This window comes from Superficieibacter sp. BNK-5 (genome assembly GCF_047456055.1).
In the GTDB taxonomy this organism is placed as follows: Bacteria; Pseudomonadota; Gammaproteobacteria; order Enterobacterales; family Enterobacteriaceae; genus Superficieibacter.
The window spans coordinates 1,000,133-1,013,563 of record NZ_CP179893.1; the positions used below are offsets into that span (position 1 = coordinate 1,000,133).

Genomic DNA, 13,431 nt, shown 5'->3' on the forward strand with positions numbered 1-13,431 from the left:
CCGTCGGAGTTAGCACAATCTGGTGCTGGCGGTTACGCCAGCACCAGTGACCTGTTGAGCGAGAGTTACTCGTCTTCCAGCTCGATGTTGATACCCAGCGAACGGATCTCTTTCAACAGTACGTTGAAGGATTCCGGCATGCCCGGTTCCATCTGATGATTGCCGTCCACGATGTTTTTATACATCTTAGTACGACCGTTCACGTCATCAGACTTAACGGTGAGCATTTCCTGCAGGGTGTATGCTGCGCCATAAGCTTCCAGCGCCCACACTTCCATCTCCCCGAAGCGCTGACCACCGAACTGCGCCTTACCACCCAGCGGCTGCTGAGTAACCAGGCTGTAAGAACCGGTAGAACGCGCGTGCATCTTGTCATCAACCAGGTGGTTCAGTTTCAGCATGTACATATAGCCGACGGTAACCTGGCGTTCGAACTGCTCGCCGGTACGACCGTCGAACAGCGTGATCTGACCGGAAGTCGGCAGGCCACCCAGCTGTAACAGTTCCTTGATTTCAGACTCTTTCGCACCGTCGAAGACCGGCGTTGCGATCGGCATGCCTTTTTTCAGGTTTTCAGCCAGACGCAGAACTTCTTCATCGCTGAAGGTGTTCAGGTCAACTTTCTGACGCACATCAGCGCCCAGATCGTAGGCACGCTGGATGAATTCGCGCAGTTTGGCGACTTCCTGCTGCTGTTTCAGCATGGCGTTGATCTTATCGCCGATACCTTTCGCAGCCATACCCAGGTGAGTTTCCAGGATCTGACCGATGTTCATACGAGACGGTACACCCAGCGGGTTCAGCACGATGTCTACCGGCGTACCGTTAGCGTCGTGAGGCATATCTTCGATCGGGTTGATCTTAGAGATAACACCTTTGTTACCGTGACGACCTGCCATCTTGTCACCAGGCTGGATACGGCGTTTAACCGCCAGGTATACCTTAACGATTTTCAGCACGCCCGGTGCCAGATCGTCGCCCTGAGTGATTTTACGGCGTTTCGCTTCGAGTTTTTTCTCGAACTCGTGTTTCAGTTCGTCGTACTGCTCAGCCAGTTGTTCCAGCTGATTTTGTTTCTCTTCGTCGGTCAGGCCGAGTTCCAGCCAGCGATCGCGCGGCAGTTTGTCAAGCTTGTCAGCTTCAACGCCACCGGCAACCAGCACCGCATAGATACGACTGAACAGGCCGGCTTCGAGGATCTGCAGTTCTTCAGACAGGTCTTTTTTGGCCTGTTTGAGTTGCATCTCTTCGATTTCCAGCGCACGTTTGTCTTTTTCCACGCCATCGCGGGTAAAGACCTGAACGTCGATGATCGTACCGGAAACACCGTTTGGTACGCGCAGAGAAGAGTCTTTAACGTCAGACGCTTTCTCACCGAAGATCGCACGCAGCAGCTTCTCTTCTGGGGTCAGCTGGGTTTCACCTTTCGGCGTTACCTTACCTACCAGAATGTCGCCACCGGTGACTTCCGCACCAATGTAAACGATACCGGATTCATCCAGTTTGGAGAGCGCAGCTTCACCCACGTTCGGGATATCAGCGGTGATCTCTTCTGGCCCCAGCTTGGTGTCACGGGACACGCACGCCAGTTCCTGAATGTGGATGGTGGTGAAACGGTCTTCCTGAACAACACGCTCGGATACGAGGATGGAGTCTTCGAAGTTGTAACCGTTCCACGGCATGAACGCTACGCGCATGTTCTGACCGAGCGCCAGTTCACCGAGGTCGGTAGACGGGCCATCTGCCAGCACGTCGCCGCGCTCAATTGGCTCACCCAGAGACACACACGGCATCTGGTTAATACAGGTGTTCTGGTTAGAACGGGTGTATTTGGTCAGGTTATAGATGTCGATACCCGCTTCGCCCGGATACATCTCGTCTTCGTTAACTTTGATAACGATACGGGATGCATCGACGTACTGTACGGTACCGCCACGCTTAGCCACTGCAGTAACACCGGAGTCAACGGCAACAGCACGTTCCATACCCGTACCAACCAGCGGCTTATCAGCACGCAGAGTTGGAACGGCCTGACGTTGCATGTTCGCACCCATCAATGCACGGTTGGCGTCATCGTGTTCCAGGAACGGGATCAGGGACGCACCGACGGAAACCACCTGCTGAGTGGATACGTCCATGTAGTCAACCTGGTCGCGGCTGAACAAGCTGGATTCGCCTTTGCTACGGCAGGTAACCAGATCTTCTACAAAGTGGCCTTCGTCATCCAGGTTGGAGTTCGCCTGAGCGATAACGTAGTTGCCTTCTTCGATAGCAGACAGGTAGTGAATTTCGTCGGTTACGACACCGTCAGTCACTTTACGATATGGGGTCTCGAGGAAACCGTATTCGTTTGTCTGTGCGTACACGGACAGAGAGTTGATCAGACCGATGTTTGGACCTTCAGGCGTTTCGATTGGACATACGCGACCGTAGTGCGTCGGGTGTACGTCTCGAACTTCGAAGCCTGCACGTTCACGGGTCAGACCGCCTGGGCCGAGTGCGGAGATACGACGTTTGTGCGTAATCTCAGACAGCGGGTTGTTCTGGTCCATAAACTGAGACAGCTGGCTGGAACCAAAGAACTCTTTCACTGCCGCAGAAATCGGTTTGGCGTTGATCATATCCTGAGGCATCAGGGTATCGAGATCGCCCAGAGACAGACGCTCTTTCACCGCACGCTCTACACGTACCAGGCCAACGCGGAACTGGTTTTCCGCCATTTCGCCGACGGAACGGATACGACGGTTGCCGAGGTGGTCGATATCATCGACTTCGCCGATACCGTTACGGATACCGATGAGCTTTCTCATCACTTCGATGATGTCGTCTTTGCTCAGGATACCAGAGCCTTCGATTTCGTCGCGCAGCAGAGAACGGTTGAACTTCATACGACCTACCGCAGACAGATCGTAGCGGTCTTCAGAGAAGAACAGGTTCTCAAACAGGCTTTCAGCCGCTTCACGTGTCGGCGGCTCGCCAGGGCGCATCATACGGTAGATTTCTACCAGCGCGCTCAGGCGATCGTTAGTCGGGTCGACGCGAACCGTTTCAGAAATATACGCACCGTGATCCAGATCGTTGGTGAACAGCGTTTCGATACGCTTGTGACCAGCCTGGCTCAGCTTAGCCAGCAGATCGAGGCTCAGCTCCATGTTCGCCGGGCAAATCAGTTCACCAGTGGATTCGTCAACGTAGTCTTTAGCCGCGACTTTACCTGCGATGTACTCAACCGGAACTTCGATATGTTTGATATCGTCTTTTTCCAGCTGACGAATATGGCGTGCGGTAATACGGCGCGCTTTTTCGACGTAAATCTTGCCATTAGCTTCAATGTCAAAGGAGGCCGTTTCACCACGCAGGCGTTCAGGCACCAGTTCCATCTGCAGCTTGTTGTCGCGGATTTCAAAGATGACTTTCTCAAAGAACAGATCCAGAATCTGCTCAGTGGTGTAGTTCAGCGCGCGCAGAATGATAGTCGCAGGCAGTTTGCGGCGACGGTCAATACGGACAAACAGGTTGTCCTTCGGATCGAATTCGAAGTCCAGCCAGGAACCACGGTAAGGAATGATACGCGCGTTATACAGCACTTTACCCGAAGAGTGGGTTTTGCCTTTGTCGGAGTCAAAGAAGACGCCCGGGCTACGGTGCAACTGAGAAACGATAACACGCTCAGTACCGTTGATAACAAAGGTACCGTTATCGGTCATGAGCGGAATTTCGCCCATGTACACTTCTTGCTCTTTAATGTCTTTAACGGTGCCTTCCGGCGCTTCACGCTCGTAGATCACCAGACGCAGTTTTACGCGCAGCGGTGCCGAATAGGTCACGCCACGAATCTGACATTCCTGCACGTCAAATACTGGCTCGCCCAGGCGATAGCTGACGTACTGTAGCTCAGAATTACCGCTATAGCTGGCAATCGGGAATACGGAACGGAAAGCAGCTTCCAGACCATACTGCCCTTCAGGATCTTGCTCGATAAACTTCTGAAACGAGTCAAGCTGGATGGAAAGGAGATAAGGAATGTCCAGAACCTGCGGACGCTTTCCAAAATCCTTACGAATACGTTTTTTCTCGGTATAGGAGTAAACCATTAGGGTTCCTCAGCTCGCTGACAAGTCGACCCACGCTGCCCAGCAAAGGGGCAGTTTATGCAACACTATTTTGTTGACCGGAAAATGGAACACTTTCCGCAATGCCTGTTGCTATCACGCTTAAACCATTTCATTGCGATTTACACAGAACAGACGCTCTGTCGCAGTATATTAAGGCGTCGATAGAAACAAGCATTGTCAGGACAACCAGTAGTCAAACAGTGTGAAATGCTACCAGTGCCTTACAGCGCAAAAAGGCTGGTGACTAAAAAGTCACCAGCCATCAGCCTGATTTCTCAGGCTGCAACCGGAAGGGTTGGCTTATTTAACTTCAACTTCAGCGCCAGCTTCTTCCAGAGATTTTTTCAGTGCTTCAGCGTCATCTTTGCTCACGCCTTCTTTCAGAGCGGCCGGAGCAGATTCTACCAGGTCTTTAGCTTCTTTCAGGCCCAGACCAGTTGCGCCACGTACTGCTTTGATTACTGCAACTTTGTTCGCGCCAATACCTTTCAGAATTACGTCGAACTCAGTTTTTTCTTCAGCAGCTTCAGCCGGGCCAGCAGCTACAGCTACAGCGGCAGCAGCAGAAACACCGAATTTTTCTTCCATTGCAGAGATCAGTTCTACAACGTCCATTACGGACATAGCGGATACTGCTTCAATGATTTGATCTTTAGTGATAGACATTTAAATTGTTCCTGAAAATCAGAATAAGTTTATACGTAAGCAGATGCTTGATAAAGATAATGGCGATTAAGCCGCTTCTTTCGCATCGCGTACAGCAGCCAGAGTACGAACCAGTTTGCCAGCCGAAGCTTCTTTCATGGTTGCCATCAGGCGTGCAATTGCTTCTTCGTAGGTCGGCAGGGTTGCCAGGCGATCGATTTGCGATGCCGGGATCAACTCACCTTCAAAGGCTGCGGCTTTGACCTCAAATTTTGCATTCGCTTTCGCGAACTCTTTGAACAGACGAGCAGCAGCGCCCGGGTGTTCCATAGAGTATGCAATCAGGGTCGGACCAACGAACGCGTCTTTCAGGCACTCAAAAGCAGTACCTTCAACAGCACGACGCAGCAGGGTGTTACGAACAACACGCATGTATACGCCGGCTTCGCGACCTGCTTTACGCAGTTCGGTCATTTTGTCTACAGTTACGCCGCGGGAATCCGCAACTACTGCAGACAGCGCGCCTTTGGCTACTTCGCTGACTTCAGCAACAATCGCTTGTTTGTCTTGAAGATTTAAAGCCATTAGCTTTGCTCCTGGATGTTTGCCAGAGCTCATGCTCTGGAACTCACTTCACTCTTCCCAACGGAAAGAGCGTCTTAATACGGTGAGCAGAAACAAGCCAGAGTATCAGAAATAATCTTAGCGTTCTGTCACCGTCTACGCAGGGGATTAAGTTTCTTACGAAACTCCTGCGGTCTTCGACGGAGGCCTGGATAGGCCAGGCTCCAACGAACAAATCTGTTGTCCCCTAACCGAGGTTAGAGGAATCGTGGGCGAAGATTGTAGACAAATCCACCGCCCACGTAAAGCTAATCTTAGTTCGCGGAAGCGCTCAGACCAGCTTGATCAACGGCAACGCCAGCACCCATGGTGGTGGAGAGGCTAACTTTCTTGATGTACACGCCTTTCGCCTGAGTCGGTTTGGCTTTTTTCAGCGCAACCAGCAGAGATTCCAGGTTTTCTTTCAGTTTGTCAGCGTCAAAATCCACTTTACCGATGGTGGTGTGGATGATGCCGTTTTTGTCGTTACGATAACGAACCTGACCTGCTTTAGCGTTCTTAACCGCTTCAGCAACGTTCGGGGTTACAGTACCGACTTTCGGGTTTGGCATCAGGCCGCGTGGACCCAGAACCTGACCCAGCTGGCCAACAACGCGCATTGCATCCGGAGAAGCAATAACGACGTCAAAGTTCATTTCGCCTTTTTTGATCTGGTCAGCCAGATCTTCCATACCTACCAGTTCAGCGCCGGCAGCTTTAGCAGCTTCAGCGTTTGCGCCCTGGGCAAATACGGCTACGCGAACGGAACGGCCAGTACCGTGCGGCAGTACAGTTGCACCACGGACGTTCTGGTCAGATTTACGCGCATCGATACCGAGGTTAACGGCAACGTCTACGCTTTCTACGAACTTAGCAGTAGCCAGTTCTTTCAGCAGAGAGATAGCTTCATTGATGTCATACTGTTTAGTTACATCAACTTTCTCACGGATCACACGCATGCGCTTGGTCAGTTTAGCCATTTCTTAATCCTCCACTACCAGGCCCATGGAACGTGCAGTACCTTCAATTGAGCGAGTCATCGCTTCAACATCGGCACCAGTCATGTCGGCAGCTTTGGTCTGCGCGATTTCCTGCAGCTGAGCGCGGGAAATTTTACCTACTTTGTCTTTGTTCGGCTTGCCGGAACCAGACTTGATACCAGCCGCTTTCTTCAGCAGAACTGCTGCCGGAGGCGTTTTGGTAATGAAGGTGAAAGAACGGTCAGCGTAAACGGTGATAACAACCGGAATCGGCAGACCTTTTTCCATAGAATCTGTTTTTGCGTTGAACGCTTTGCAGAATTCCATGATGTTCACGCCCTGCTGACCCAGTGCTGGACCAACCGGCGGACTCGGGTTTGCCATACCAGCTGCAACCTGCAGCTTGACGTAGGCTTGTACTTTCTTAGCCATTCTAAAATCCTCAAATTGGGTAATAGCGCCTCAGAGAGGCTCCCCGTGATATAAATATCGTTTTACGGGCAGGACCCATAAAAACAAAAGGCGCGAAATTGTATGTCAATTTCGCGCCCTGTGCAACGATTAGATCGCCGCTTTTTTGATCGCCTGCTTACGCTTTTTCAACCTGCGCGAAGTCCAGCTCTACCGGAGTCGAACGACCAAAGATAGAAACAGAGACCTTCAGACGAGACTTCTCGTAGTCAACTTCTTCAACCACGCCGTTGAAGTCAGCAAACGGACCATCGCTAACCCGAACCATTTCACCCGGCTCGAACAGCGTTTTCGGACGCGGTTTATCGCCAACCTGTTGCAGGCGGTTCATGATCGCATCAACTTCTTTGTCGCTGATTGGCGCAGGACGGTCAGAGGTGCCACCAATGAAACCCATTACGCGCGGCACGCTACGCACCAGGTGCCAGCTCGCGTCGTTCATCACCATCTGGACCAGCACGTAACCCGGGAAGAATTTGCGCTCGCTTTTGCGACGCTGGCCGCCACGGATTTCGACCACCTCTTCGGTCGGAACCATGACTTCACCAAACAACTCTTCCATATTGTGTAATTTGATATGCTCACGCAGCGATGTAGCTACGCGGCCTTCAAAACCGGAAAACGCCTGAACGACGTACCAGCGCTTTTTAGGAGCTTCAGACATCTCAGAACCTCAGGCCAGTGATAAAGGATACCAGGCGGACCAGAATACCATCCAGCCCCCACAGGATCAGCGACATGACAGCAGTCACTGCAGCCACGATTAACGTAGTGTGTAACGTTTCCTGACGAGTTGGCCAAATCACCTTACGGACTTCGGTTCTCGCTTCGCGGGCAAAAGCAACGGTCGCCTTGCCTTTCGTTGTCAACAGCGCGACACCACCCGCTGCAGCAATAAGAATTACTACTGCCAGCGCGCGTAGCGGCAGCATCATGTCACGATAAAGATAGTTGCCGACGATAGCTACGATGAGCAATACAGCAACAACCACCCACTTCATCGCTTCCAGGCCGCGCCCGCTCCCTTGAGCTTCGGTATTCGCACTCATAAACCAACCTGTCACCAGAATTCAGACAAATATTTTCACCCCGCGTAAGCGAGGCGAGCCAAACCGAAATGCGCTGTTGCGTTTCGGTGCTATATACTTCCTCAAACGCCCTCTACAGAGCCTGTCTCAGCAATGATTATGACTTAAAAAATCACTGATGAGCCAGGTTCTGGTTCGAAAGCGTGCAAAAAGGGCATCAAATGATGCCCTTTTATTGCGCATTGCGTCAAACGTTATCAGCAATTAACCGAGAACTTTAGCAACAACGCCCGCGCCAACGGTACGGCCGCCTTCACGGATTGCGAAACGCAGACCGTCATCCATCGCGATCGGGTGGATCAGGGTAACAACCATTTTGATGTTGTCGCCCGGCATTACCATCTCAACACCTTCCGGCAGTTCGATGGTGCCAGTCACGTCAGTTGTACGGAAGTAGAACTGCGGACGGTAGCCTTTGAAGAACGGAGTATGACGGCCGCCTTCATCTTTGGACAGGATGTACACTTCAGATTCAAACTTGGTGTGCGGCTTGATTGAACCCGGCTTAGCCAGTACCTGGCCACGCTGGATTTCTTCACGCTTGATACCACGCAGCAGAACACCACAGTTCTCGCCTGCACGACCTTCGTCCAGCAGTTTGCGGAACATTTCAACGCCGGTACAGGTGGATTTCGCAGTATCTTTGATACCCACGATTTCAACTTCTTCACCCACTTTGATGATACCGCGCTCTACACGACCGGTAACAACGGTACCACGGCCGGAGATGGAGAATACGTCTTCGATCGGCAGCAGGAACGGCTTGTCAATCGCACGCTCTGGTTCCGGGATGTAAGAATCCAGGTAGCCTGCCAGTTCGATGATTTTCTCTTCCCACTCTGCTTCGCCTTCCAGCGCTTTCAGAGCAGAACCACGAACGATCGGAGTATCGTCGCCCGGGAAGTCGTACTGGGACAGAAGTTCACGAACTTCCATTTCTACCAGTTCCAGCAGCTCTTCGTCATCAACCATGTCGCATTTGTTCAGGAACACGATGATGTACGGAACGCCTACCTGACGACCCAGCAGGATGTGCTCACGGGTCTGCGGCATCGGGCCGTCAGTCGCAGCAACAACCAGGATCGCGCCGTCCATCTGCGCAGCACCGGTGATCATGTTTTTAACATAGTCGGCGTGGCCCGGGCAGTCTACGTGCGCGTAGTGGCGAGTCGGGGTGTCATATTCAACGTGAGAGGTGTTGATGGTGATACCACGAGCTTTTTCTTCCGGTGCGTTATCGATCTGGTCGAAGGCGCGAGCAGCACCGCCGTAGGTTTTCGCCAGTACGGTAGTGATTGCAGCGGTCAGCGTTGTTTTACCATGGTCAACGTGGCCGATAGTACCGACGTTGACGTGCGGTTTTGTACGTTCAAACTTTTCTTTAGACATCGATTGTCCCTCTAAGACACGGATAAATCGGTGATATCACCACATCAACCAGGCAACACGCCCGACTTGTTGAATGAAATAACAGAAGAGAAACAGGGGAGGAGAGATAAAGAAGTGGTGCTGATACCCAGAGTCGAACTGGGGACCTCACCCTTACCAAGGGTGCGCTCTACCAACTGAGCCATATCAGCACGTCTGGAGCGGGCAGCGGGAATCGAACCCGCATCATCAGCTTGGAAGGCTGAGGTAATAGCCATTATACGATGCCCGCATCCTGAAACTCGGCTACCCAGTTCTTTCTGTTTAAGCTGGCTCATTTTACTGAACCAACTCAGGCGACGCTAAGCGTTGCCAGAAATGGTGGTGGGGGAAGGATTCGAACCTTCGAAGTCTGTGACGGCAGATTTACAGTCTGCTCCCTTTGGCCGCTCGGGAACCCCACCGGGCTTGATGGTGCCGACTACCGGAATCGAACTGGTGACCTACTGATTACAAGTCAGTTGCTCTACCTACTGAGCTAAGTCGGCATCAAGTAGCGCGCATTCTAGGTAGACCTGCGCCTGCATGCAACTAAAAATTTGCATAAATCGTTCTATCGCTCATATTTTGTGCGCACGTGGGCAAATATGGTGTAAAATCACGCATTACAGTGCATTATTTCATCTGATTATCGTCCTGATGGCATCCGCTATCAGGCTGCCAGATAACGCACGCGGCTGTTTTTACATCTAAGTTTGGACAGCTTCAGGCGATTTTTTCTTATCTTCCCTTTCATCTGGTGTTAACCTCCTGCCCATTGTGTAAATTAACTGAAATGTGCCGCGCCTTCATTCCCTGGACGTTCAGAGGACGGGAGGGCAGCGAGAAACATGTTATGAGCAAAAAAGAACACGCGTTAACGACACCTTATATGGAATTTGACCGCCGCCAGTGGGCTGCTCTTCGTGATTCAGTTCCGATGACGCTGACTGAAGGTGAGATCGCCCGCCTGAAAGGGATTAATGAAGACCTTTCTCTGGAAGAAGTGGCAGAGATCTATCTGCCCCTGTCGCGTTTGCTCAATTTTTACATTAGTTCCAACCTGCGCCGCCAGGCCGTGCTTGAACAATTTCTTGGAACCGATGGGCAACGTATTCCTTATATCATTAGCATTGCCGGGAGTGTCGCGGTAGGTAAAAGTACTACTGCGCGCGTACTACAGGCGCTGTTAAGCCGCTGGCCGGAGCATCGCCGCGTAGAACTCATTACTACCGATGGCTTTCTGCATCCAAACCAGGTTTTGAAAGACCGGGGGATAATGAAGAAGAAAGGCTTTCCTCAGTCCTATGATATGCATCGGCTGGTTAAGTTTGTTTCTGATATCAAATCAGGTGTATCCAATGCCACTGCACCGGTCTATTCGCATCTTATTTATGATGTGATCCCCGATGGCGATAAAAATGTCTCTCAACCCGATATATTAATTCTCGAAGGCTTAAATGTATTGCAGAGTGGAATGGACTATCCACACGATCCACACCATGTATTTGTCTCTGACTTCGTGGATTTTTCTATTTATGTTGATGCACCGGAAGAATTATTACAGACCTGGTATATCAACCGATTTCTGAAATTTCGCGAAGGCGCTTTTACCGATCCGGATTCCTATTTTCATAACTACGCAAAGTTATCTGAAGAGGAAGCGGTGAAGGTAGCCACCTCATTATGGAAAGAGATTAACGGACTGAATCTTAAAGAGAATATCCTACCTACCCGCGAGCGTGCCAGCCTGATCATGACAAAAAGCGCCAACCATGCAGTCAGGCAGGTTCGGCTGCGTAAATAAAATAAGGGAGCGCTTGCTCCCTGCTTTTATTCCGCGCTACGAAGAGAAATTTCGCCACCCATCCACGGTTTAATTTCTCCATTTTGTTCCAGCATGAGTGCGCCCTGCGCATTTATCCCGCGAGAAATACCGACGATTTCTCTGTCGCCAATAATGAGTTTCACCTGCCGATTAATAAAGTTATCTAACTTTTCCCAACGGGAAAGATAAGGCGTTAGCCCTTCCAGCTCAAAGAGTTGTAAAGAGGTTCTTAGCTCTTTGATTAATCGAACGGCAAGGGCATTACGATCGATTGCGATCCCGGCTTCCTGAAGGGTGATCCAGCCCTGGTTTACCACGTCTTCCTCAACCCGTCGCATCGCCATATTGATGCCAGCGCCAATGACAATCTGTGCAGCATCGCCTGTTTTACCGGTAAGCTCAACCAGAATACCTGACAGTTTGCGATCCTGAAGATAGAGGTCATTAGGCCATTTTACCCGCACCTGGGTTGCGCCCAGGTCATGTAGTACTTCGGCCATAACAATGCCAATGACCAGACTCAAACCAATTGCCGCCGCTGGTCCCTGCTCCAGTCGCCAGTACATCGAGAGATAGAGGTTCGCGCCGAAAGGTGAAAACCATTTACGCCCGCGGCGTCCCCGGCCCGCCTGCTGATATTCGGCAATGCAGGCATCTCCCGATTGCAATTCATTAATACGGTCGAGGAGATACTGGTTGGTGGAGTCAATGACCGGTAATACCGCCACTGATCCATATTCAATTTGGCTGCGGATCAGTTGTTCGTTCAATAACTGGATGGGTTCAGGGAGGCTATAGCCTTTGCCTGGTACGGTAAAGACATCTACTCCCCAGTCGCGCAGCGTTTGAATGTGTTTGTTAATGGCTGCACGGCTCATGCCCAGTCGTTCGCCTAACTGCTCGCCAGAGTGAAAGTCTCCGTCGGATAAAATAGAGATTAACGTTAACGGAATAGTATTATCTTTCACGCGATAGTCTCCACGGCACTGACTTCCCCACGGCTGCCGATAAAGCGCACTTCAGGTTCAAGCCATACGTTAAATTTCTCACCCACCTGTTGTCTAACCTGGTGTGCCAGATGAACAACGTCTTCACTACGCGCATTGCCGGTATTAATGAGCACCAAAGCCTGCTGTTTGTGCACCATCGCCCCACCGATTTGTGTGCCTTTGAGCTGGCACCGATCGATGAGCCATCCTGCGGCTAGTTTAACGGAACCGTCGGCCTGCGGATAATGCGGGGCGTCCGGGAAGTTCGTCAGCAGAGTCTGAGCTTCTGCGCTGCTGATAACGGGATTCTTAAAGAAGCTACCAGCGTTACCATTTACTTTAGGATCGGGCAGTTTGGTGGTGCGCATATGGCAGACAGCCTCGTAGACCTGTTGAGGCGTTACCGTTTCGGGATCCAGGCGTGCTAAATCACCGTAGGTTAAAACCGGCTGCCATAACTTTGGCAAACGCAAACCCACCGCGACGATAGCGTAACGATCCTGATATTCATGTTTAAAGATACTGTCGCGATAGCCAAAACGGCATTCTGAGGCGTTAAGACGTGAAGTTTGCCCGGTAGCCAGTTCAACACAATCCACATAATCGCAGACGCGCTGTAATTCAACGCCATAGGCACCAATATTCTGGATGGGCGAAGAGCCGACACAGCCCGGGATCATGGCCAGGTTTTCCAGGCCGGGCATGCCATGTTGCAGAGTATATTGCACCAGGTGGTGCCAGTTTTCTCCTGCCCCCACATGTATATGCCACGCATTCTGCCGCTCAGTAATGTTAATTCCTTTGATACGATTAACGATTATTGTACCGCTGAACGAGGCAAGAAACAGGACGTTGCTGCCCTCTCCCAATATCAGCACGGGAGACTGTTCCTGAGTGGATTTTTGCCATGCGCTTAAGAGTTGTTGCTCATTTTCGACACAGATAATCTCATTTGCAGACTGATCGATGCCAAAGGTATTCCAGGGCTTAAGGGAGTGATTCATAGACGCTATCCTGATGCAAAATCACGGCTAGTTTACCGTATATGCAGGAGTATGGCTTGTAGTTATAAAGGAGAGAGAAGGCAATGACAGGTGGAAGTTTTACGACAGAAACGCAAAAAGCCCATCCGTCAGGATGGGCTTCTTACTTGTTTGATGCCTGGCAGTTCCCTACTCTCGCATGGGGAGACCCCACACTACCATCGGCGCTACGGCGTTTCACTTCTGAGTTCGGCATGGGGTCAGGTGGGACCACCGCGCTGTTGCCGCCAGGCAAATTCTGTTTATCAGGGTGCAGGCTGCA

General features: G+C 51.3%; 11 protein-coding genes, 4 tRNA genes and 1 rRNA gene. 1 reads left to right on the plus strand and 15 read right to left on the minus strand.

Annotated elements, in window-relative coordinates:
* Nucleotides 1-65: 65 nt before the first annotated feature.
* From rpoB to ACMGGS_RS04885, 12 genes are all read right to left on the minus strand, one after another.
* Nucleotides 66-4,094 (minus strand): DNA-directed RNA polymerase subunit beta, encoded by a 4,029-nt coding sequence (gene rpoB / locus ACMGGS_RS04830; protein WP_414165252.1) that lies wholly within the window; start codon nucleotides 4,092-4,094, stop codon nucleotides 66-68.
* Between the two features lie 321 nt (nucleotides 4,095-4,415).
* Complete coding sequence (rplL, locus tag ACMGGS_RS04835) at nucleotides 4,416-4,781, minus strand: 50S ribosomal protein L7/L12 (RefSeq protein WP_049842133.1); 366 nt, start codon at nucleotides 4,779-4,781, stop codon at nucleotides 4,416-4,418.
* A gap of 66 nt (nucleotides 4,782-4,847) precedes the next feature.
* Nucleotides 4,848-5,345, minus strand: a complete 498-nt coding sequence (rplJ, locus tag ACMGGS_RS04840; RefSeq protein ID WP_038865708.1) for a 50S ribosomal protein L10 — start codon at nucleotides 5,343-5,345, stop codon at nucleotides 4,848-4,850.
* Between the two features lie 293 nt (nucleotides 5,346-5,638).
* Nucleotides 5,639-6,343: a 50S ribosomal protein L1 gene (gene rplA, locus ACMGGS_RS04845; RefSeq protein ID WP_414165253.1), complete on the minus strand. Its 705-nt coding sequence runs from the start codon at nucleotides 6,341-6,343 to the stop codon at nucleotides 5,639-5,641.
* 3 nt (nucleotides 6,344-6,346) lie between these two features.
* Nucleotides 6,347-6,775, minus strand: a complete 429-nt coding sequence (gene rplK / locus ACMGGS_RS04850) for a 50S ribosomal protein L11 (protein ID WP_176919487.1) — start codon at nucleotides 6,773-6,775, stop codon at nucleotides 6,347-6,349.
* A 157-nt stretch (nucleotides 6,776-6,932) separates the two neighbouring features.
* On the minus strand, nucleotides 6,933-7,478 hold the full coding sequence (nusG, locus tag ACMGGS_RS04855) for a transcription termination/antitermination protein NusG (protein WP_414165254.1): 546 nt from the start codon (nucleotides 7,476-7,478) through the stop codon (nucleotides 6,933-6,935).
* A 1-nt stretch (nucleotide 7,479) separates the two neighbouring features.
* Entirely contained in the window at nucleotides 7,480-7,863 is a 384-nt protein-coding gene (gene secE / locus ACMGGS_RS04860; protein ID WP_003862342.1) for a preprotein translocase subunit SecE, read from the minus strand.
* 243 nt (nucleotides 7,864-8,106) lie between these two features.
* Nucleotides 8,107-9,291: an elongation factor Tu gene (gene tuf / locus ACMGGS_RS04865; RefSeq protein WP_276159198.1), complete on the minus strand. Its 1,185-nt coding sequence runs from the start codon at nucleotides 9,289-9,291 to the stop codon at nucleotides 8,107-8,109.
* Between the two features lie 115 nt (nucleotides 9,292-9,406).
* Nucleotides 9,407-9,482, minus strand: a tRNA-Thr gene (locus ACMGGS_RS04870).
* A 5-nt stretch (nucleotides 9,483-9,487) separates the two neighbouring features.
* Nucleotides 9,488-9,562 (minus strand) — tRNA-Gly (locus ACMGGS_RS04875).
* 87 nt (nucleotides 9,563-9,649) lie between these two features.
* Nucleotides 9,650-9,734 (minus strand) — tRNA-Tyr (locus ACMGGS_RS04880).
* 8 nt (nucleotides 9,735-9,742) lie between these two features.
* A tRNA-Thr gene (locus ACMGGS_RS04885) sits at nucleotides 9,743-9,818 on the minus strand.
* A gap of 347 nt (nucleotides 9,819-10,165) precedes the next feature.
* Here ACMGGS_RS04885 and coaA point away from each other — a divergent pair.
* Nucleotides 10,166-11,116, plus strand: a complete 951-nt coding sequence (coaA, locus tag ACMGGS_RS04890) for a type I pantothenate kinase (protein ID WP_414165255.1) — start codon at nucleotides 10,166-10,168, stop codon at nucleotides 11,114-11,116.
* Nucleotides 11,117-11,142: 26 nt separating this feature from the next.
* On the opposite strand, the gene birA is transcribed toward coaA, so the two are convergent.
* The 3 genes from birA to rrf form a co-directional block, all read right to left on the minus strand.
* On the minus strand, nucleotides 11,143-12,105 hold the full coding sequence (gene birA, locus ACMGGS_RS04895) for a bifunctional biotin--[acetyl-CoA-carboxylase] ligase/biotin operon repressor BirA (RefSeq protein WP_414165256.1): 963 nt from the start codon (nucleotides 12,103-12,105) through the stop codon (nucleotides 11,143-11,145).
* On the minus strand, nucleotides 12,102-13,130 hold the full coding sequence (murB, locus tag ACMGGS_RS04900) for a UDP-N-acetylmuramate dehydrogenase (protein ID WP_414165257.1): 1,029 nt from the start codon (nucleotides 13,128-13,130) through the stop codon (nucleotides 12,102-12,104). Before murB ends, birA begins: the two co-directional genes overlap by 4 nt.
* Nucleotides 13,131-13,285: 155 nt before the next feature.
* A 5S ribosomal RNA gene (gene rrf / locus ACMGGS_RS04905) occupies nucleotides 13,286-13,401 on the minus strand.
* Nucleotides 13,402-13,431: the final 30 nt, after the last annotated feature.

Excerpts from the sequence above, each read along its gene's own strand:
- rpoB (WP_414165252.1), bottom strand. The coding sequence starts at position 4,094 with ATGGTTTACTCCTATACCGAGAAAAAACGTATTCGTAAGGATTTTGGA.
- rplL (WP_049842133.1), bottom strand. The coding sequence starts at position 4,781 with ATGTCTATCACTAAAGATCAAATCATTGAAGCAGTATCCGCTATGTCC.
- rplJ (WP_038865708.1), bottom strand. The coding sequence starts at position 5,345 with ATGGCTTTAAATCTTCAAGACAAACAAGCGATTGTTGCTGAAGTCAGC.
- rplA (WP_414165253.1), bottom strand. The coding sequence starts at position 6,343 with ATGGCTAAACTGACCAAGCGCATGCGTGTGATCCGTGAGAAAGTTGAT.
- rplK (WP_176919487.1), bottom strand. The coding sequence starts at position 6,775 with ATGGCTAAGAAAGTACAAGCCTACGTCAAGCTGCAGGTTGCAGCTGGT.
- nusG (WP_414165254.1), bottom strand. The coding sequence starts at position 7,478 with ATGTCTGAAGCTCCTAAAAAGCGCTGGTACGTCGTTCAGGCGTTTTCC.
- secE (WP_003862342.1), bottom strand. The coding sequence starts at position 7,863 with ATGAGTGCGAATACCGAAGCTCAAGGGAGCGGGCGCGGCCTGGAAGCG.
- tuf (WP_276159198.1), bottom strand. The coding sequence starts at position 9,291 with ATGTCTAAAGAAAAGTTTGAACGTACAAAACCGCACGTCAACGTCGGT.
- coaA (WP_414165255.1), top strand. The coding sequence starts at position 10,166 with ATGAGCAAAAAAGAACACGCGTTAACGACACCTTATATGGAATTTGAC.
- murB (WP_414165257.1), bottom strand. The coding sequence starts at position 13,130 with ATGAATCACTCCCTTAAGCCCTGGAATACCTTTGGCATCGATCAGTCT.